General features: G+C 63.3%; 18 protein-coding genes. 8 read left to right on the top strand and 10 right to left on the bottom strand.

Annotation, left to right across the window (positions count from 1 at the left end):
• Nucleotides 1-62 precede the first annotated feature (62 nt).
• Entirely contained in the window at nt 63-2405 is a 2343-nt protein-coding gene (locus LFL96_RS12110; RefSeq protein ID WP_280995480.1) for a Tex family protein, read from the bottom strand.
• A gap of 287 nt (nt 2406-2692) precedes the next feature.
• Here LFL96_RS12110 and LFL96_RS12105 point away from each other — a divergent pair, with 287 nt between their 5' ends.
• The 3 genes from LFL96_RS12105 to LFL96_RS12095 all read left to right on the top strand — a co-directional run bounded on the left by LFL96_RS12105 (nt 2693) and on the right by LFL96_RS12095 (nt 6361).
• Nucleotides 2693-3691, top strand: a complete 999-nt coding sequence (locus tag LFL96_RS12105) for a hypothetical protein (RefSeq protein ID WP_280995479.1) — start codon at nt 2693-2695, stop codon at nt 3689-3691.
• A gap of 111 nt (nt 3692-3802) precedes the next feature.
• Nucleotides 3803-4021, top strand: a complete 219-nt coding sequence (locus tag LFL96_RS12100) for a DUF465 domain-containing protein (protein ID WP_280995478.1) — start codon at nt 3803-3805, stop codon at nt 4019-4021.
• Between the two features lie 63 nt (nt 4022-4084).
• A complete protein-coding gene (locus LFL96_RS12095) occupies nt 4085-6361 on the top strand; it encodes an ATP-dependent DNA helicase (protein WP_280995477.1) in 2277 nt (758 codons plus the stop codon).
• Between the two features lie 238 nt (nt 6362-6599).
• On the opposite strand, the gene LFL96_RS12090 is transcribed toward LFL96_RS12095, so the two are convergent.
• Nucleotides 6600-6875, bottom strand: a complete 276-nt coding sequence (locus LFL96_RS12090) for a hypothetical protein (RefSeq protein ID WP_280995476.1) — start codon at nt 6873-6875, stop codon at nt 6600-6602.
• Between the two features lie 244 nt (nt 6876-7119).
• Nucleotides 7120-8361, bottom strand: coding sequence for a cupin domain-containing protein (locus LFL96_RS12085; protein WP_281000718.1), 1242 nt, complete (start codon nt 8359-8361; stop codon nt 7120-7122).
• 32 nt (nt 8362-8393) lie between these two features.
• On the opposite strand from LFL96_RS12085, the gene LFL96_RS12080 reads away from it, so the two are divergent.
• The gene (locus LFL96_RS12080) at nt 8394-8936 is read left to right on the top strand and encodes a peptidylprolyl isomerase (protein ID WP_280995475.1); all 543 of its coding nucleotides are present in this window, start codon (nt 8394-8396) and stop codon (nt 8934-8936) included.
• A gap of 107 nt (nt 8937-9043) precedes the next feature.
• Here the strand turns inward: LFL96_RS12080 and LFL96_RS12075 are convergent, their stop codons facing one another.
• The 4 genes from LFL96_RS12075 to LFL96_RS12060 all read right to left on the bottom strand — a co-directional run bounded on the left by LFL96_RS12075 (nt 9044) and on the right by LFL96_RS12060 (nt 13787).
• Nucleotides 9044-10411, bottom strand: a complete 1368-nt coding sequence (locus LFL96_RS12075; RefSeq protein ID WP_280995474.1) for a hypothetical protein — start codon at nt 10409-10411, stop codon at nt 9044-9046.
• Complete coding sequence (gene mutS, locus LFL96_RS12070) at nt 10398-13088, bottom strand: DNA mismatch repair protein MutS (RefSeq protein WP_280995473.1); 2691 nt, start codon at nt 13086-13088, stop codon at nt 10398-10400. Before mutS ends, LFL96_RS12075 begins: the two co-directional genes overlap by 14 nt.
• 213 nt (nt 13089-13301) lie before the next feature.
• On the bottom strand, nt 13302-13568 hold the full coding sequence (locus LFL96_RS12065; protein WP_280995472.1) for a DUF1488 domain-containing protein: 267 nt from the start codon (nt 13566-13568) through the stop codon (nt 13302-13304).
• Nucleotides 13569-13787, bottom strand: a complete 219-nt coding sequence (locus LFL96_RS12060; RefSeq protein ID WP_280995471.1) for a hypothetical protein — start codon at nt 13785-13787, stop codon at nt 13569-13571.
• 251 nt (nt 13788-14038) lie between these two features.
• On the opposite strand from LFL96_RS12060, the gene LFL96_RS12055 reads away from it, so the two are divergent.
• From LFL96_RS12055 to LFL96_RS12045, 3 genes are all read left to right on the top strand, one after another.
• Nucleotides 14039-14227, top strand: coding sequence for a hypothetical protein (locus LFL96_RS12055; protein WP_280995470.1), 189 nt, complete (start codon nt 14039-14041; stop codon nt 14225-14227).
• 79 nt (nt 14228-14306) lie between these two features.
• Nucleotides 14307-15179 (top strand): transglutaminase family protein, encoded by an 873-nt coding sequence (locus LFL96_RS12050; protein WP_280995469.1) that lies wholly within the window; start codon nt 14307-14309, stop codon nt 15177-15179.
• Between the two features lie 41 nt (nt 15180-15220).
• A complete protein-coding gene (locus LFL96_RS12045; protein ID WP_280995468.1) occupies nt 15221-16024 on the top strand; it encodes a transglutaminase family protein in 804 nt (267 codons plus the stop codon).
• Between the two features lie 128 nt (nt 16025-16152).
• Here LFL96_RS12045 and LFL96_RS12040 read toward each other — a convergent pair whose 3' ends face one another.
• From LFL96_RS12040 to LFL96_RS12030, 3 genes are read right to left on the bottom strand one after another with little or no spacing between them, the layout of a single operon-like run.
• Nucleotides 16153-16356, bottom strand: coding sequence for a hypothetical protein (locus LFL96_RS12040; protein ID WP_280995467.1), 204 nt, complete (start codon nt 16354-16356; stop codon nt 16153-16155).
• Nucleotides 16357-16395: 39 nt separating this feature from the next.
• A complete protein-coding gene (locus tag LFL96_RS12035) occupies nt 16396-17307 on the bottom strand; it encodes an alpha/beta hydrolase (RefSeq protein WP_280995466.1) in 912 nt (303 codons plus the stop codon).
• 25 nt (nt 17308-17332) lie between these two features.
• The gene (locus LFL96_RS12030; RefSeq protein ID WP_280995465.1) at nt 17333-18241 is read right to left on the bottom strand and encodes an alpha/beta hydrolase; all 909 of its coding nucleotides are present in this window, start codon (nt 18239-18241) and stop codon (nt 17333-17335) included.
• Nucleotides 18242-18327: 86 nt separating this feature from the next.
• Here LFL96_RS12030 and LFL96_RS12025 point away from each other — a divergent pair, with 86 nt between their 5' ends.
• Nucleotides 18328-18717 (top strand): MerR family transcriptional regulator, encoded by a 390-nt coding sequence (locus LFL96_RS12025; protein ID WP_280995464.1) that lies wholly within the window; start codon nt 18328-18330, stop codon nt 18715-18717.
• The last annotated feature ends 106 nt before the right edge of the window (nt 18718-18823 follow it).

Here is an 18823-nt window from a genome sequence, read left to right as displayed (position 1 = left end):
CGCGAGGCGCGTGAACCGCTCGCGCGCCTCGTTCGTGTCGTCAGACGTTCAACCTCACTACCTTACTTCTGCTTGAGCTTCGCGAATGCCGCCGCCATCGCGCCGCCGGCTTCCGGTTCACGCGAGCGCTGCGGCGCGCCGCGTCCACCGCCCGAGCGGCCCGCGCCGCCACGATCCTGTTGCGCGCCGCCGCCGCTGCGCGCGGCCGCCGCACCGAACTCGTCGTCAAGACGCATGGTCAGCGCGATACGCTGACGCTTGACGTCGACTTCCAGCACCTTGACCTTGACGATCTGGCCGGCCTTCACGACTTCGTGCGGGTCTTTGATGAACTTGGTCGACATCGCCGACACGTGCACCAGACCGTCCTGATGCACCCCCACGTCGATGAACGCGCCGAACGCCGCGACGTTCGTGACGACGCCTTCGAGCACCATGCCCGGCGTCAGGTCGCTGACCTTCTCGACGCCTTCGCGGAAGGTCGCGGTCTTGAACTCCGGACGCGGATCGCGACCCGGCTTTTCGAGTTCGAGCAGAATGTCGCGCACCGTCGGCAAACCAAAACGATCGTCGACGAATTCAGCCGGCGACAGGCCGCGCAATGCATCGCGATTGCCGAGCACTTCGCCGACCTGCTTGCTGATTTTCGCCAGCATCCGTTCGACGACCGGATACGCTTCCGGGTGCACCGACGAGCGGTCGAGCGGATTCTCGCCGTTGTTGATGCGCAGGAAACCCGCGGCCTGTTCGAAGGTCTTGTCGCCGAGGCGCGGCACCTTGCGCAGATGCTCGCGCGACGGGAACGGACCGTTCGCGTCGCGATAGTCGACGATATTGCGCGCCAGCGTCGCGTTCAAACCGGACACGCGCGCGAGCAGTGCGACCGACGCGGTATTCGCGTCCACGCCGACCGCGTTCACGCAGTCTTCGACGACGGCATCCAGCGAACGCGCGAGTTCGCGCTGATTGACGTCGTGCTGATACTGCCCGACGCCGATCGCCTTCGGCTCGATCTTCACGAGTTCCGCGAGCGGGTCCTGCAGACGTCGCGCGATCGACACGGCGCCGCGCAGCGACACGTCCATGTCGGGGAATTCCTTCGCCGCGAGTTCGGACGCCGAGTACACCGACGCGCCCGCTTCCGACACGACGATCTTCTGCAGCTTGAATTCCGGATGCCGCGCGATCAGATCGCTCGCGAGCTTGTCCGTTTCACGCGACGCCGTGCCGTTGCCGATGCTGATCAGCTCGGCCTGTGTCTGCGCGCAAATACGCGCGAGTTTCGCGATCGAGCCGTCCCAGTCGCGGCGCGGCTCGTGCGGATAGATCACGTCGGTGGCGAGCACCTTGCCGGTGCGATCGACCACGGCGACCTTCACGCCGGTACGCATGCCCGGATCGAGGCCGATCACGGCCTTCGGGCCGGCGGGCGCGGCGAGCAGCAGGTCCTTCAGATTGCGCGCGAACACGCGGATCGCCTCGTGCTCGGCTTCGTCGCGCAGATGGGTCAGCAGTTCGTTTTCGATGTGCGGCTGCACCTTCACGCGCCAGCACCAGCGGCACACGTCCGACAGCCACTTGTCCGCCGGCCGATTCTGGTTGGCGATGCCGAAGTGACGCGCGATCAGCGCTTCGCCCGGATGCGGCACCTGCGCGTCGAGCTCTTCGCCGAGGCCCAGCTTGACCATCAGCACGCCCGCGTTGCGGCCGCGGAACAGCGCCAGCGCGCGATGCGACGGCACGGTCCGGATGGTTTCCGCGTAGTCGTAGTAGTCGCGGAATTTCTCTTCCTCGGCATTTTCCTTGCCCTCGACCACCTTCGACGACACCACGCCCTGGTTGAACAGGTAATCGCGCAGCTTGCCCAGCAGCTCGGCGGTTTCGCCGAACTGCTCGGACAGGATGTCGCGTGCGCCGTCGAGCGCGGCCTTCACGTCGGCGACGCCTTTCTCGGCGTCCACGTAGGCGGCGGCTTCGGTTTGCGGGTCGAGCAGGGGATTGCCGAGCAGCGCGTCGGCGAGCGGCTGCAGGCCGGCCTCGCGGGCGATCTGCGCGCGCGTGCGGCGCTTCGGCTTGTACGGGAGATACAGGTCTTCCAGCACCTGTTTGCTGTCCGCGCCTTCGATCGCGTTGCGCAGCTCGTCGGTGAGCTTGCCCTGTTCGTCGATGCTGGAAATGATCGCGGCGCGCCGGTCTTCCAGCTCGCGCAGATACAGCAGGCGTTCCTCGAGATTGCGCAGTTGCGTATCGTCGAGATTGTCGGTCACTTCCTTACGGTAGCGGGCGATGAACGGAACAGTCGCTCCTTCGTCGAGAAGTTGCACCGCGGCCGCGACCTGGCGCGGCTGGACGGACAGTTCGGTGGCGATGCGCTGTACGATCTTGAGTGCTACGGTTTCCGTCATAAGCTCTTGATGTTCCTGCGGACTCTGTCGACGGCCGCGCGCGGCGGCCGGGTTGCTGGAGCGGGGCATTTTGCCATAAATGCCAAAGGGCTCAACCGCGCGGTGATAGAATTTCGGGCATGTTCCGCTGACCTCCTACGACGTTGCCAACCTCCTTGTCCCTCAACCGCCTGGGCTTCCGCTTGGTCTCTCGCTTGCCTCATTCGCCGCTTTTTTCGCGTACGCCGCACATGATGTCGCGCACGCCGCGCACGCCGCGCACGCCGTTCATGCAGGTGACGCGCGCCATGTTCAAGTCCGTGTTCGCCCTTGATGGCATCGTTGCCGCGTCGTGCGCGGCGGCGGTTTTCGTTGCCGCACTGGGCATGGCGGCGCCGGCGGCCGCGCAGGGCGTGACGCCGGACGCAACGCAGCAGCGTGTCGCGCAGGCATCGGCGCCGGCGGCTGTGGCGAGCGGTGCGGCAGCAGCCAATGCGAGCGCGGACGAAGACAAAGGCAACGTGGGCAAGACCGTCGCGGCCGGCGCTACCGATGCAACCGGCAGCGCAACCAGCAACGCTGCACAGGACAACGCCTTCGACGCGCGCCAGAAAGTCCTCGACCAGCGCGCCGCGGATAACAACTACCGTTACGCGGTCGCCGAACACGACTGCTACGGCAAGTTCTTCGTCAACTACTGCCTGAACAAGGCGCGCGACAGCATGCGCGTGGTGCAGGCGGACATCCGCAAGGAACAGTTGGCGCTGGACGGCGAGCAGCGCGCGCAACGTGCCCGCGAGCGCGACGAGCAGGCCGCGATCAAACGCGCGCAGGACGAAGCGAGCGCACCGCAGCGCGCCGCCGACGACGCGCGCAACGCGCAGGCCTTCGAGGACAAGCAGCGTCAGCATCAGCTCGATCAGGCGCAGCGCGCCGCCGAGGCGCCGCAGCGCACGGCCAATGCGCAGGCGTACGCGGACAAGCAGCGCCAGCATGCGCTGGATCAGGCGCAGCGCGGCGTGAGTCCGTCGCAGGCGGCGGCCAACCAGCAGGCGTACGATCAGAAGCAGGGCGACTTCCAGCGTAAGCTGGAGGAGGCGCGTCAGCAGGGCGCGCAAAAAGCGCAGGAGCGCGTGCAGAAGCAGCAGAGCTTCGAGAAGAAGCAGGCCGACGCCGCGCAGCATAAGGTCGACGTCGAGTCGCGCCAGAAGCAGGCCGCCGACAAGGCCGAGCAGAAGCGCCAGGATCAGTTGAAGCAGCAGCAGGAACTCGAACAGCAGCAGAAGCTGCAACAGCAGCAACAGTAAGCGAATCGCGGTGGTACGGACCGCGCTCGCCGTAACGCGTTTCAAGCCGGACAGCAACCTCAGGCAGTGGGCCGTACTCGCGGTTCCTGCCGTCGACGAGAGGAGGCGAGCATGCGCGACCAACGTCACGTCATCGACGCGAACACACTTCGCGACCGAATTCTGCAACTGGAATCGGAGCATAGTGGGCTCGATCGCTTGATCGACCGGATGTCGGATGAGCCCGGCATCGACGACTTCGAGTTGCAGCGCCTGAAAAAGCGCAAACTCAAAGTCAAGGACACCATCATCTTGCTGCAATTGCAGCTCGAACCGGACGTACGCGCCTGAGTTCGCGGCCTGGCAGGCGCCGGGCGCGCGCCGCGCGAGCCGGATTTTGCAGGAACGCTTGCCTTGAATTCACCGCTTGACACTTCATCCCGCGACGCCGCTAGCGACGCTGCATCAGGAAACGGCATGCCGGCGCCGCGCGCGAGTGCGTCTGGGTCCACGTCTGCGTTGAGCGCGTCGCTGAATCCGCGCCGCGTCGCCGAACTCAACGAGATTTTCGCCGACGACGGTTTGCTCGCGCGTCAGATCGACGGTTATCGCTCGCGCGCGTCGCAGATCGAGATGTCGCGCGCGGTCGCCGCCGCGATGGAAGCGTCGGGCCGCGCGATGCCCGAGCCCGCGATGTTCGAGGCGCAGAAGCGGCCGGCGCGCAAGCTCGGCGCGCAGGCGGGCGGCGAGGCGCCGGCCGCGGCGGAGAACGACGAAGCGGCCGCGCTCGACGGCGCCGAGAACACGCTGATCGTCGAAGCGGGCACCGGCACCGGCAAGACCTATGCGTACCTCGTGCCGGCCATGCTGTGGGGCGGCAAGGTGATCGTCTCCACGGGTACCAAGCACCTGCAGGACCAGCTCTTTCAGCGCGATATTCCGACCGTGCGCGACGCGCTCGCGGTGCCGGTGTCGGTGGCCATGCTCAAGGGCCGCGCGAATTACCTGTGTCACTACTATCTGCAACGCACGGCCGACAACGGCCGCTTGCCGTCGCGCCAGGAAACCTCGTATCTGCAGGACATCGTGCGCTTCGCGAAGATCACGCGCACCGGCGACAAGGCCGAACTCGCGAGCGTGCCGGAAACGGCGGCGGTGTGGTCGATGGTGACGTCCACGCGCGAAAACTGTCTTGGCCAGGAGTGTCCGCACTACAAGGACTGCTTCGTCATGCAGGCGCGCCGCGAGGCGCAGCAGGCCGATATCGTGGTGGTGAACCACCATCTGTTTTTCGCCGACATCATGCTGCGCGATACCGGCATGGCCGAATTGCTGCCCACGGCGAATACGGTGATCTTCGACGAAGCGCATCAGTTGCCGGAGACCGCCACGTTGTTCTTCGGCGAGACGTTGTCGACCACGCAGTTTCTCGAACTCGCGCGCGACTCGGTCGCGGAAGGACTGGGGCATGCGCGCGAAACCGTCGACTGGGTGAAGCTCGGCTCGACGCTCGAACGTGCGGCGCGCGACGTGCGGCTCGCGTTCAAGGAAGACTCGGTGCGTCTGTCGATCGGCCAGTTGCCCGACGACCATCCGCTGTTTCCGGCGCTCGAAACGCTCGAAACCGAACTCGATGCGTTGGCATCCGCGCTTGCAGGCCAGGCGGAGCGCGCGGAGTCGATCGGCGCGTGTCTGCGCCGCGCGCGCGAGTTGCAAGGCGTGCTCGCGGGTTGGACCACGCCGCCCACGGAGGCTGAACGCGAGGCCGCCGATCGCACGCAGCATGCCTCGGCCGATGGCAAGAGCGAACGCGCCGATCCGAACGAAAAGGTGCGCTGGATCGAAGTTTTCTCGCACACCGTGCAGTTGCACGAAACGCCGCTGTCGGTCGCGCCGATTTTCGCGAAGCAGCGCGCCGGCGTGCCGCGTGCGTGGATCTTCACGTCGGCGACCTTGTCGGTGCGCGGCGACTTCACGCACTACGCCGCGCAAATGGGTCTGAACGCCAAACGCTCGATGACCTTGCCGAGCCCGTTCGACTACCCGACGCAGGGCTTGCTGTACGTGCCGCGCAATCTGCCGCAGCCGTCCTCGCCGATGTTCACCGACGCGGTGTTCGACGCCGCGCTACCCGCGATCGAAGCGTCGGGCGGCGGCGTGTTCATGCTGTGCACGACGCTGCGCGCGGTCGACCGGATCTCGGCGAAGTTGCGCGACACGATCGAAGCGCGCGGCTGGGACTATCCGCTGCTCGTGCAGGGCGATGCGAGCCGCACGGAATTGCTCGACCGTTTCCGCTCGTACGGCAATGCGATTCTGGTGGGCAGTCAGAGTTTCTGGGAAGGCGTCGATGTGCGCGGCGATGCGTTGTCGCTGGTGGTGATCGACAAGCTGCCGTTCGCGCCGCCGGATGACCCGGTATTGTCCGCACGTCTCGATGCGCTGACGAAGAAGGGCCTCAGTCCGTTCGCGGTGCATCAGTTGCCGCAGGCCGTCATCACGTTGAAGCAGGGCGCGGGGCGCCTGATTCGCGCGGAGACCGATCGTGGCGTGCTGATGATCTGCGATACCCGTCTCGTCGATAAACCGTATGGGCGCCGTATCTGGCAGAGCCTGCCGCCTTTCAAGCGCACACGCGAGATCGAGGTGGTACGCGAGTTCTTCGAAGAGAGCGCGACGCAGGCGGAATGATGCGCTTCAAGCGTCGATGATTTGCATGGGCGCCGTCGTGAAAGACGGCGCCTGAATGACGAATGCATAGCGGCTCTAAAAAGACTACCGACTAAAGCAGGCAACCTCTTAACGGAAAACACCCCGTTAACGACAAAACGCCACGGATGTGAATCCGTGGCGTTTTGTTTTACTGCCCGGGAAATCAAGAAGATCTCCCGGTGCAGTTTTCGCCCAGAGGCGAACCCTAAGCGACAGCTTACTGGCTTGCGCCCGAAGCCGGAGCAGCAGCCGAAGCCGATGCGTCCGAAGCAGCAGCGCCTGCGTCCGATGCAGCAGCCGTAGCCGATGCAGCAGCGTCGCTCGCAGCAGCAGCAGCGCCCGAAGCAGCAGCAGCCGAATCCGAAGCTGCAGCAGCCGGTGCCGAAGCAGCAGCTGCGTCGCTAGCCGGGGCAGCGGCTTGGTCGTTGCTCTTGTTGCATGCAGCCAGTGCCACAGCTGCCAACAGGGATGCTACGAGGAGGGATTTCTTCATGATCACGTCCTTTTATGGTTTAAAGGTAAGCAACAGCGCAAAATAAAACCGGTAATGTGCTCCAACACCGACCTGGGCCGCTGGTGGAGACGCTCTTTCGACGAGCTGGAATCTTCCCTACGGCTTGGGCGGAAATTATATGCACTTTCGTACTGACAATCCATAAATCCGGGGTCAATACGTTGTCTTTCTCATACAAAATTTCAAAGTACGGTATAGCAGGTGGACAGAGTTGCGTAAAGGCTTACGCAAGCTCGCCCACTTCTATCCAGCCCGCACAATACCACTCGTGCAGCAATGCTGTCACCGACGAATCGTGTGAGAGTGTTACAAAGCGTTTCGCACTCATACACCGGTGGTCAGCGAGATCAATTAACCACTTTTTTGCGCCATCGAATAACGTTTCCTCTCCATTTACGAAGAAAAAACGGCGGTTGTACAACAGGTTGGTCTTGCGGTTAAGCCTGATGCCTGACTTCGATGCGTGACTGATGAAACGGGCTTCGTTGAGCGGCCGTTGCGGCGGATCAAAGACGACGCTCGGCTTCGGTTCGCTGAGGTACGTGCCAAGGAACGACGCAATATCCTGCTCATTCCATTTGATCTGAGCAAGGATTGCGCCAACCCGCTCGACCAGCGCCGCCGGCAGCTCCGCCGGACGCTCGACGGCAGGCTGTCGCGGATCGCGGTACAGCGCGCCGGGCTGTCCCGCCGACTCGCCGCGCTCGGCCAGATGGTAGAGGAATTGCGCGGTCAGCTCGCTTGCCGAGGGCGCGCGAAAGCCGATCGAGCAGGTCATGCATTCGCCTTCGGCCACCCCGTCGTGGGCGATGTGCGGCGGCAGGTAAAGCATGTCGCCCGGCTCCAGCACCCACTCCTGTTCCGGCTCGAAGTTCTGTAAAACTTTCAAAGGCAAACCTTCTTGCAGTGTCAGATCTTTCTGAGCACTGATGCGCCAGCGGCGCTTACCTTTTACTTGCAAAAGAAACACATCGTAGGAATCGAAGTGGGGGCCGACACCGCCTCCGTCACTTGCGTAGGAGATCATCAGGTCGTCGAGTCGCGCGTCCGGGACGAAACGGAAGCGGTCGAGCAATGCGCGCGCGCGATCGTCGTACAGATCGACGCCCTGCACGAGCAGAGTCCATGCGCGTTGCTTGAGCGACGGCAGTTCGTCGGCGGCGAAGGGACCGTGTTCGAGTTGCCACTTGTTGCGCGAATGCGTGATCAGACGCGCTTCGACTTCGTCACGATCGGCGAGCTCGAAAAACTCGTCGCGCGACAGCGGCGCCTCGACATTCGGGATCGCCTGACGGATCAGCAGCGGCTTTTTTTGCCAGTACCGGCGCATGAATTGCGACGGCGTCAGATTGCCGAGCAAGGCTGTGGGCGTGTCCGGCGAAGGCGGAAGAACCGGCCTTGCGACCGGCGAAGAATTCCGTGCCGAAGCTGCATCGGCAGGGTGGTCAGTGGGCCGCCTGGGCATCGTATAATGTGAGTTGTATTCTGGAGAATCGAATGAAAATCGCAAAGAACACCGTCGTGTCGGTCGCTTACAAGCTGTCGGATGCGCAGGGCAACCTGATCGAGGAAAGCGACGAGCCGATGGTCTATCTGCACGGCGGCTATGATGGCACGTTCCCCAAGATCGAGGAAGAGCTCGACGGCCACGAGGCCGGCTTCGAGACCCAGATCCAGCTCGAACCGCAAGACGCGTTCGGCGAGTACGATCCCGACCTCGTGAAGATCGAGCCGCGCGATCGCTTCCCTGAACCGCTTGAAGTCGGCATGCAATTCGAAGGCACGCCGGAAGAAGGCGACGAAGATCTCGATTCGCTGGTCTACGTGGTGACCGACGTCGCGGAAGACAAAGTCGTGCTCGACGGCAATCATCCGCTCGCGGGCATGGCGCTGCGTTTCGCGCTGACCGTGAGGGACGTGCGTCCCGCTACCGAAGACGAAATCCAGCACGAACACGCGCACGGCGCGGACGGCCTCGAAGTTCTCGACGACGATGAAGACGAGGACGAAGACGACAAGTCAGGGCCTACGCTGCACTGAATTGCCTGAGGCACCCGGGGCGCCTGACGTACCCGGGGCGCCTGCGGGCCCACCGCTGGATCAGCCGCCGTCTGCACCGTCTGCACCGTCTGCATCCGGCCCGGGTTCTAGTTCGTGTTCATCGTTGAACCCGAGGCGCCGCGTGGCAGCGTAGCGGAAGCAGGCGGCGTCGACATGGCGGGGCCATAGTCGCCGCCACCCTGGTCCGCCGGCAGTCGCGGCTGTTGATCGGGTGACGAAGCCGCATCGCCGGGCGACGGCAGCAGCGGCGGCAACTCCGAAGCCGGACCGAGCGCGGGCACCGCGGGCATCGACGCCGCCGGCTCCTCGTGCTGCAATATCGGCGGCGTGGTGGGCAATGGAATCTGCCTCGGCACATCACGCACACTCACACGGAACGGCGGTTTTCTGCCGAGATCCGCTTCGATTCGAATCCACTGGTTCAGACGGTCACGCGGCGCGATTGCGATGCGCGTGAGATTCGCGACCAGCGCCCCTTTGTCATTGCGTAACGGCTGATCGATCAGGAAGCCGCCGCTCGCGCGTTCGTCGTCGCAATGAATGACGAGCACCGGCCCGCGAAACGTCTGCGCGAGTTTGACGAGGCTGCGTTTGAATTCCAGAAAACCATCGCGTCGCGTGCTGCGTGCAAAGCGCAGCCACGCAAAGCGGTCCGGCCGTTCGTAACGCTCCGGATCGAAGTCGCCTTGAATAAAGACGACGATCGCGCGCGCATCGCGACGTTTCGCATATTCGCCCGCATGTTCGAGCCAGAAGGCATTGGCGATCACGCGGTCTTCGAATTCGCCATTGCGCCCGCCGGCGGTCAGATAGTGATTGTTCGGGCTCGGCGCGTTCATGCCGATGAACACCGTATCGCCTACCTGCCAACGCACGTTCTCGCGATAAGGACGAAAGCGCGACACTTCGCTTTCGCGCGTCAGCGTGATCGGGTTCTGACCCATCGAAACCGGATCGGCGAACAGCGTCTGACGTAGCAGGTCGAGGCGTTCGATCGGATCGAACGCGCCGGCTTGCGCCGTGCCGCAATCGGCCCAGTCGTGTTGTCCGGGAATGAAGAACAGCGCTGGCCGGGCCGTTTCGAGCAAGGTGTGACGCCGCTCGTAGAGCGCATCGCGGCAGGCTTCTTTCGCGCCCTTCAGATTGCCGTCGTAGACGATGAAGGCGACGTCGCGTTCGCGGCTGATCGCGTCGATCAGGCGTTGGGTCGCGGCTTCGTCGGCGGTGTTTTGCAGGGTGTTGGCGATTACCGCGAACGCGTAACGCGGCGCCTGGGCGTGCGCGGGTTGCGCGAGCGGCAGGAGACTCGCGAGCGGGACGAGGCCGCGCATCGCCAAACGAGCGAGGCGCGGCAAATGCAGCAGTCTGCCGAGACGCGGCAGGAGCGCGAGCGTCAGCGCCGCGCGACGTGCGCGCGGACGCCGCGAGGGTCTATGCGAGTCAATGATCCGCATCCGGCGCGTTTGCCAGCTCGTGCAGCTCGTACAGCAGATCGAGCGCTTCACGCGGGCGCAGATCGTTCGGATCGATACCGCGCAGACGCTCGGCGAGCGCCTGCATCGCGGGCGGCAAGGCGGCGGGTTGCGGCTCGGCGTAGCGGTCGTCGTCCGCGTCTTCGAGCTGCATCGGCGCGGGCGCCGCGAACAGATCGAGTTGCGGCGCGGGTTGCGCGGCCGACTGCTGTTCGAGATGCGCGAGATGCTTGCGCGCCGCGCGAATCACCGCGTTCGGCACGCCGGCCAGCTGGGCGACCTGCAACCCGTAACTCTGATTCGCCGGCCCTTCGCTGACGGCATGCAGGAACACGATGCCGTGCCCATGCTCGACCGCCGACAGATGCACGTTGGCCGCATGCGGAAACTCCGCCGGCAACTGCGTGAGTTCGAAGTAGTGCGTGGCGAACAGCGTGTGGCAGCCGTTGTGCGACAGCAGATGACGCGCGATCGCCCACGCGAGCGCAAGACCGTCGAAAGTCGACGTGCCGCGGCCGATTTCGTCCATCAACACGAGGCTTTGCGGCGTCGCGTCGTTGAGGATCGCGGCGGCCTCGGTCATTTCCACCATGAAGGTCGAGCGGCCGCCCGCGAGGTCGTCCGCCGCGCCGATCCGCGTGAAGATGCGGTCGATCGGGCCGAACGCCGCACGCTTCGCCGGCACGTAGCTGCCGACGTAGGCGAGCAGCGCGATCAGCGCGGTTTGCCGCATGAAGGTCGATTTACCACCCATGTTCGGGCCGGTGATCAGCAGCAGTTTGCGCTCGGGCGTGAGCGTGCAGTCGTTCGCGATGAACTGCTCGACCTGCGCCTCGACGACCGGATGGCGCCCTTGCTCGATTTCGATGCCGGTCTCGGCGGAGAACGTGGGCGCGACCCAGTCGAGCGCGCGGGCGCGTTCCGCGAAGGCCGCGAGCAGATCGAGTTCGGCCAGCGCCGACGCGACGCGCTGGCAATCGGGAATGAACGGCAGCAGCGCCTGGAGCAACGCGTCGTACAGCGAGCGCTCGCGCGCCAGTGCGCGTTCCTGCGCGGACAGTGCCTTGTCCTCGAAGGTTTTGAGCTCGGGCGTGATGTAGCGCTCGGCGTTCTTCAGCGTCTGACGGCGGCGGTAATCGTCCGGCACCTTGTCGGTCTGGCCGCGCGTGACTTCGATATAGAAGCCGTGCACCTTGTTGTACTCGACGCGCAGATTGCCGATGCCGGTGCGCGCACGTTCGCGCGTTTCGAGGTCGATCAGGAACTGCCCGCAGTTCTCCGAAATATCGCGCAATTCGTCGAGTTCGGCATCGTATCCGCGTGCGATCACGCCGCCGTCGCGCACCATCGCCGCCGGTTCCGGGGCGACCGCACGCTGGAGCAGTTCGACGCAGGCTTGCGGCGGTTCGAGCGACGCATCGATGCGGGCGAGCGACTCGGCATCGGCGGAAATCTGCGCGAGCTGGGTGCGCAATTCGGGCAAGGCGATGAAGGTGTCGCGCAGGCTCGACAGATCGCGCGGCCGCGCCGACAGCAGCGCGAGCCGGCCGGTGATCCGTTCGATGTCGGAAATCTGCCGCAATGCGCCGCGCAACGTATCGACGTTCGCGCCATGGGGTGCTTCGAGCAACGTGCCGATCGCCTGCTGACGCGCCTGGGCGAATTTCGATTCGCGCGGCGGGTGATGCAGCCAGTGACGCAACAGCCGGCTGCCCATGGTCGTGCAGCAGGTGTCGAGCAGCGAGCACAACGTGGGCGACTCGGTGCCGCGCAGCGTTTCGGTGAGTTCGAGATTGCGGCGCGTGGCGGGGTCGAGGCCGATATATTCGGATTCGTATTCGACCTTCAGGCTACGCACGTGGCGCAGCTGCTGGCCTTGCGTGGCGGCGGCGTAGAGCAGCAGCGCGCCGGCCGCGCCGCACGCGCAGGTCAGCGAATGCGCGCCGAAGCCGTCGAGGCCCGCCACTTCCAGTTGGTCGCACAGACGCTGCGTGCCCGACGCGATGTCGAAGTGCCACACCGGCACGCGCGTGAGCGCGCCGGCATTGACGGGTGGCGCCCAGCTCGTGGCGGCGTCGGCGGGGGAATCGGCAACGAGAATTTCGGCGGGGCGGATGCGTTCGAGCGCGGCGGCGACCTGGTCGGGCGCGACTTCCGCGAGGCGCAGCGCGCCGCTCGCCAGATTCAGCCACGCGAGACCGACGCTGGTCGCGACGCCGCGGCGATTGTGCGCGACGCATAGCGCCATCAGGTAGACGTCGCTTTTGTCGGACAGCAGCGCGGCGTCGGTCAGCGTGCCCGGCGTGACGACCCGCACCACCTTGCGTTCGACCGGTCCTTTCGACGTTGCCGGATCGCCGATCTGTTCGCAGATCGCGACGGATTCGCCGAGCTTGACCAGCTTGGCCAGATACTGCTCGACCGCGTGATGCGGCACGCCCGCCATCTTGATCGGATTGCCCGCCGACGCGCCGCGCTGCGTAAGCGTCAGATCGAGCAGACGAGCGGCTTTTTCCGCATCGTCGAAAAAGAGTTCGTAGAAGTCGCCCATCCGGTAGAACACCAGCGTGCCCGGATGATCCGCCTTGATGCGAAGGTATTGCTGCATCATGGGCGTGTGTTGTGCGACGTCGCTGGCCGCTGCGGTTTGAATACCCATCCTTGGAATCTTTTGCGTTAGCTGTTCAGGGCGTGAGTTTAACCCGCCGACGGGGCGAGCGGACCCTGGCCGAACGGCTAATGGACGATGGGGAGGAGGTGGGTGTGGCGGGGCGGGGTCATTTCCCGCCGATGGGCTTCGGCTTGCGGGAAAGTCTGAACTTTCGACACAATGTTTGGAGTAACGGTGCGCGACGCTGCCCGGCCGGGCGGTTCAGGACATCACATACCGAATCTGCTGACCGCCCTTGTACAACGTTCTAGCCATTTCCCGGATCTGATCGCGACTGCGATCGAACGCGGCCAGCAATTCGGTCTCTTCGCCGCGCGTGCCGGGGTTGAGCTTCATCAGCATCTGCCCGTCGACGAGAAACGCGATCTCGCGCGCGTTGTCGTAGCCCCAGAAACAGACACAACGCCGCGATGCGTCGTACGTGCGGCTGGGGTTGGGAAAGCTGAGCCCGACAGCGTTCTTGGCCATCTAATCCCTCGTGGAAACGTAGCGCCACTTTGCGGCATTGACGTCGATGAGCGCATCGCCGTCCAGCCGCTTCTGCGCGCGGTCGGCTTCTTCCTGTCGCAAGCTTTCGGTACGAGACTTCTGGGTCGCGAGATGGTTTTGCTGTGTGGTCGACACGTTCGAATCTGGTCGGGAGCGTTTCAGCATCTGGATGCCTGCAAAAAGAGAGTGCAACTTCAAGGCAAGTGCCTTGGGCTCAACAAGCGCGCGTGTGCAGTGCGCGGCACCACATCGAGGTCGCCATGCCGCGAACGTATGAAATCCGGCGCCTGTTCATTCCCGGACGGCAGAATCGATAAGGGCGCGGACACGCGTTCATGTCACTTATCCGACACTGCGCCGCATGGCGCAACAAAGCAAGAACAATCGGCGGGTCGACTATCGCGTGCTTGCGGCAAATAAATGCCACGCTCGTGAGGAATGCGCTCACAATGGGTCAAGAAGCAGCCCAACCCGTGGCTGCTCACATGGGGATCGACATGGCAAAAGGCGAGCAGCGTAGCAATCGCGAGGCAAAAAAACCTAAACAACCTAAAAAGCCACCCACCCCTGGCCCGGATGCAATCAAGGTGCCCACTTCGAACAACTCGGGGTCGAGCGGTTCGACGAAGAAGAAGTGATCGTTCGCGTTTGAGCGGTGCGCAGTGCGCTTTACTTTGTGGGCGGAATCGTGAGCAAGTTTGTCTGCGGCGAAACGGCATGAATGTGCCGCAACGGTTAACCGTGCGTCATCAGAGCGTCTATCGATACTCGGAGCCCGTGCGTTTCGGCGAGCACCGGATGATGTTCCGCCCGCGCGCGAGTCACGATCTGCGGCTTCTCACAACGCAATTGCAGATTACGCCCACACCCGAAAGACTTCATTGGTTGCACGACGTCTTCGACAATTCGGTTGCGGTTGCCACGTTTTCGGTCGAAGCGTCAGAGCTTCGTTTTCGCAGCGTGGTGACACTGGAACACTACGAGGCGCCGTTACCCGATTATTCGCTGGAAACCTATGCGTCGACGTGGCCCTTCGCGTACACAGGCGAGGAAGCTTCAGATCTGGTGAATGCGCGAAGCCGCCATCACCCGGATGCCGATGTCGATCGATGGGCACGGCGTTTTATCGACCCCTCCGGTACGACGGGCACGATGGCGCTATTGCGCAGCATGACGCTCGAGATCAAGAACGGCTTCATGTACATGCGGCGTACCGAGAAGGGCGTCAATCGCCCCGGCGAAACGTTACGCCGGCGCTGCGGCAGTTGCCGCGATTTCGCGGTCCTGATGATGGATGCGGTCCGTTCGCTGGGTCTCGCGGCGCGCTTTGTCAGCGGCTATATCTTCGTACCCGACTACGACACCGCGTTGGGAGGCGGCGCGACCCATGCATGGCTGCAGATCTATCTTCCGGGGGCGGGGTGGGTGGATTTCGATCCGACCAACAGCATCGTCGGCAATCGGCATCTGATCCGTGTGGCGGTTGCCTGGAATTACGAACAGGTGCTGCCGCTTTGGGGCACATGGCACGGTTCAATGTGTTCTTTCAACGGTCTCGATGTCGACGTGAGCGTGACGGAAGACGTTTGATCGGCCGCCACGTCATGAATTTTCAGTGCAAGGGTGGTTAGATGAAACTTCGAGTGGGCTATGAACTGATCTATGAGTGCGCGCAGACAACGCCCATGATGCTGATGCTGAACACGCATTTTTCCCGCGCTCAGGACGTCTTGTCCGCGGATCTGCTGGTGGTCGATCCGCCGGTTGCGGTCAGGCAGTATCGCGATAGTTTCGGAAATCTATGCAGCCGTATCGTCGCGCCGCCTGGACTGATCTCGCTCTCCACCACCGCGCTGCTCAACATCTCCGATCAGCCTGAGACGCTCGAAGCGGCCGGCTATCAGCACGCCATTGAAACGCTCCCCGACGAATGTCTGATGTTCCTGCTCGGCAGCCGTTACTGCGAGACCGATCTACTGTCCGACATTGCTTGGAAGCTTTTTTCGACGACGCATCCGGGGCGTTCTCGCGTGCAGGCCATTTGCGACTACGTGCATCATCACATTACGTTTGGGTATGAATTCGCCCGGCCGACCAAAACCGCTTTTCAGGCATGGCAGGAACGCAAGGGCGTGTGCCGTGATTTCGCGCACCTGGCCGTGACGCTGTGCCGCGCGATGAATATTCCGGCGCGCTATTGCACGGGATATATCAGCGATGTCGGCGTGCCGCCGCCGTGGAGTCCGATGGACTTTGCCGCCTGGTTTGAAGCCTATGTGGGTGGCTCGTGGCAAACCTTCGATCCGCGCAACAACAAGCCGCGTACGGGACGTGTGTTGATGGCACGCGGCCGCGATGCCGCGGATGTGGCGATCAGCAACACGTTCGGTCGCACGAAGCTCGTGAAATTCGATGTTCACTGTGTGGCCGAGTGAGTGGGTGGGGACTGCGGATCGTTCGGTTTTTCTAGATCAAATGTCGGCTCCACGATCGAAGCCAAACGGGAGCGAGCAGTGAGGGTGCGTCTGAAGTCATCGAGCGCCACGCCCTGCGCTGCATCGCCTCAAGCGGCCGCATTGCCGTAGTCGGGCAGGTCGATAGCATCGGCTTTCGGCGAGAGGAATTTGCCAAGCACGGCTTTGAAACCCGGTGCGGTAGCCATCCTGAGAACAGCCTGACCGATGCCGATTCCCATACGCGAATGAGGCGACGCAAGCCGAGGCGCGAACTTCGGCACGTTCTGAGCCCGATCGACGTAGGGACGCATGATGTCCTCATACGCGTCCCGGCATCGTCGCCAGCAATATCACCCTCCATCCTTCAAAAAAACATCGAGTGCGGACAGCACTTCGCGAGGCGCATCCTCCGGCAGCAGATGACCGCCCGGCAAACCGCCACCCGTAACATCGGTGGCCCATCGGGCCCATGCATCGAGTGGCGACACATTCCTGTCCTTCTGCTCCCTCTCACTCCAGAGCACGAGTACCGGACAAGCCAGTTTCCGGCCCGCGTCGAAGTCGCTCGCATCGCATTCGAGATCCTCACGCATCGCAGCGCGATAATCCTCGCAGATCGCGTGACGCACTTCAGGGCGGCGAAACGCGATTCGATAGGCGTCGAGCGCCGCGGGGTCGATACGTTCGAGTCCGCCGGCCATCTTCGCGAGCGCCGCATCGATGAACGCATCGGGATCGGTGGCCAGCATTCGTTCCGGAAGGTCCGCAGGCTGCGCGAGAAAAAACCAGTGCCACGCGTTAAACGCGAAAGTCCTGTCGACGGCGGCGAAAGCATCGAGCGTCGGCACGACGGTCAGCGACGCATATTTGCCGACGCGGGAAGGATGATCGAGCGCGAGGCGGTATCCGGCGCGAGCGCCGCGATCATGTCCAATGACGGCAAACCGTTGATGACCGAGCCGATTCATCAACGCGACGAGTGCATTGGCCACACGACGTTTGGTCCATCGCGTCTGATCGTTGCGGGTCCGGCTGTCGCCGTATCCCGGCAGGTCGGGCACGATGACGGTATAGGACTTCGCGAGCGCCGGAGCGATCGATCGCCACGCGACATGCGTTTGCGGATAGCCATGCAGCAGCAGAAGCGGCGATCCCGTTCCGCCGATGACACCGCGAAAGGAGACGTCGTCGGTTTCGACGTCGAGCTTCGCGAAGCCGGGAAAGAATTCATGTGTCGCGGTTTGCTCGACGTCGGGTGCCATGCTCATCTCCTGTTGGAACGACGCATTATTTCCCGGACACCGACGTGACGAACCTGGCCAGATCCCGATTGAAGCGATCGGGTTCCTCCATGAACGACGCGTGCCCTGCGTTGGGATACACCTTGCTCTCGATGCGCGGATTCAGCGCGGTGGCGCGGGCGAGCGTCGTGGGCGTATCGACCAGCGCGTCGTGGCCGCCGTAGATGAACAGCAGCGGCACGCGCGCCTTGCCCAGTCCTTCGGCCGCGAATACCGTCATGGTCGGGATTTCACGCTGCATATCCCACGACGCCATCGCGCCGTTCGCGAGCAGCCGGTCGAACGTTTCGGCATCCGGCCGATGGTTGAAGCACAGACCGATGAACGTGCGTTCGCCGTCGAGGTGAGTCTTCAAATCGGGCGAATTCATGTCGCGATAAACCTCCGGATGGTCGACGATCTGACCGGGCGCGAGTTCCACCACGCCATCGACATACACGGCGCCGGCGATGTCGCGATCGCCATACGTGGCGAGATAGTTGGATATCACCACGCCACCCAGCGACCAGCCGATGACGACAGGTTTCTTCGCATGCGAGCCTTGTATGACGGCGTCGAGATCGTCGGCCCAGTGGCGGCCATCGCGATACGGTTCGGCGCCGGATGGTTTATCCGACAGACCGTGACCGCGCAGATCGTAGGTGATGATCCGGTGCTGGCGCAGTTCGGGGCTTTGCACCTGGGCGTCCCAATTGAGACGGCTACCGAGCAAACCGTGGATGAAAATCACCGGCGTGCCGTCGGGGTTGCCGCTTTCCTGAACGGCAAGCTTTACGCCATCCTTCGACGTAACCGTGTAGCGGGTGGGGGAGGCAGCGGCATGGGATGCCGTGGCAAACAGGGACGCTGCCGACACAGCGGCGGCAAGCAGAAAATGGAGCACTCTGGCGTACATGGCGAGTCCTGAAAAGTAGGGGGTACGCACAGTCTCAACCCTTACACTAATGTGAGAGTCAAGCGATTTGTGCTAGCCTGCTTTTCATGAAAAAACCGCCATCTGACGACGAAATGCTGAGTATCGGTGAACTTGCGCGACGCACCGGCGCCAGCGTGCGATCGATCCGGCACTATGACGAACATGGTTTGCTGGCGTCGGCGCGCGCGAGCAACGGCTATCGCGTGTTTCCCGACAAAGCGGTGACGCAGGTCAGGCAGATCCAGCGCATGATCGCGACCGGTTTCACCATAGAAGACATCCGCGGCTTTCCTGACTGCATGCTACTGATCGAGGGCGCGCGTTCGTGCGACCAGATCAACGACGTGCAGCGCGAACGCCTCGAAGCCATCGATCGTCAGATCAAGGATCTCGAACGGCGTCGCACGAGGCTCCTCAAGACGTTGTCGGAAGGCGCGATTCCGCCGGTGGATTGACGCGATGGCTTGAAAACGCTGTTCGTCTGGATTGTGCCGATCGACGTTGCGGCGGCGAGCGGAACGCCAGCGTCAAGATTCGCCTATAAAAACATGCAGTGACTAT

The sequence above is a fragment of the Paraburkholderia sp. D15 genome (assembly GCF_029910215.1).
Taxonomy (GTDB): Bacteria; Pseudomonadota; Gammaproteobacteria; order Burkholderiales; family Burkholderiaceae; genus Paraburkholderia.
Note: the sequence above shows the minus strand (reverse complement) of the source record. Positions and strands in the feature narration are given on the sequence as shown.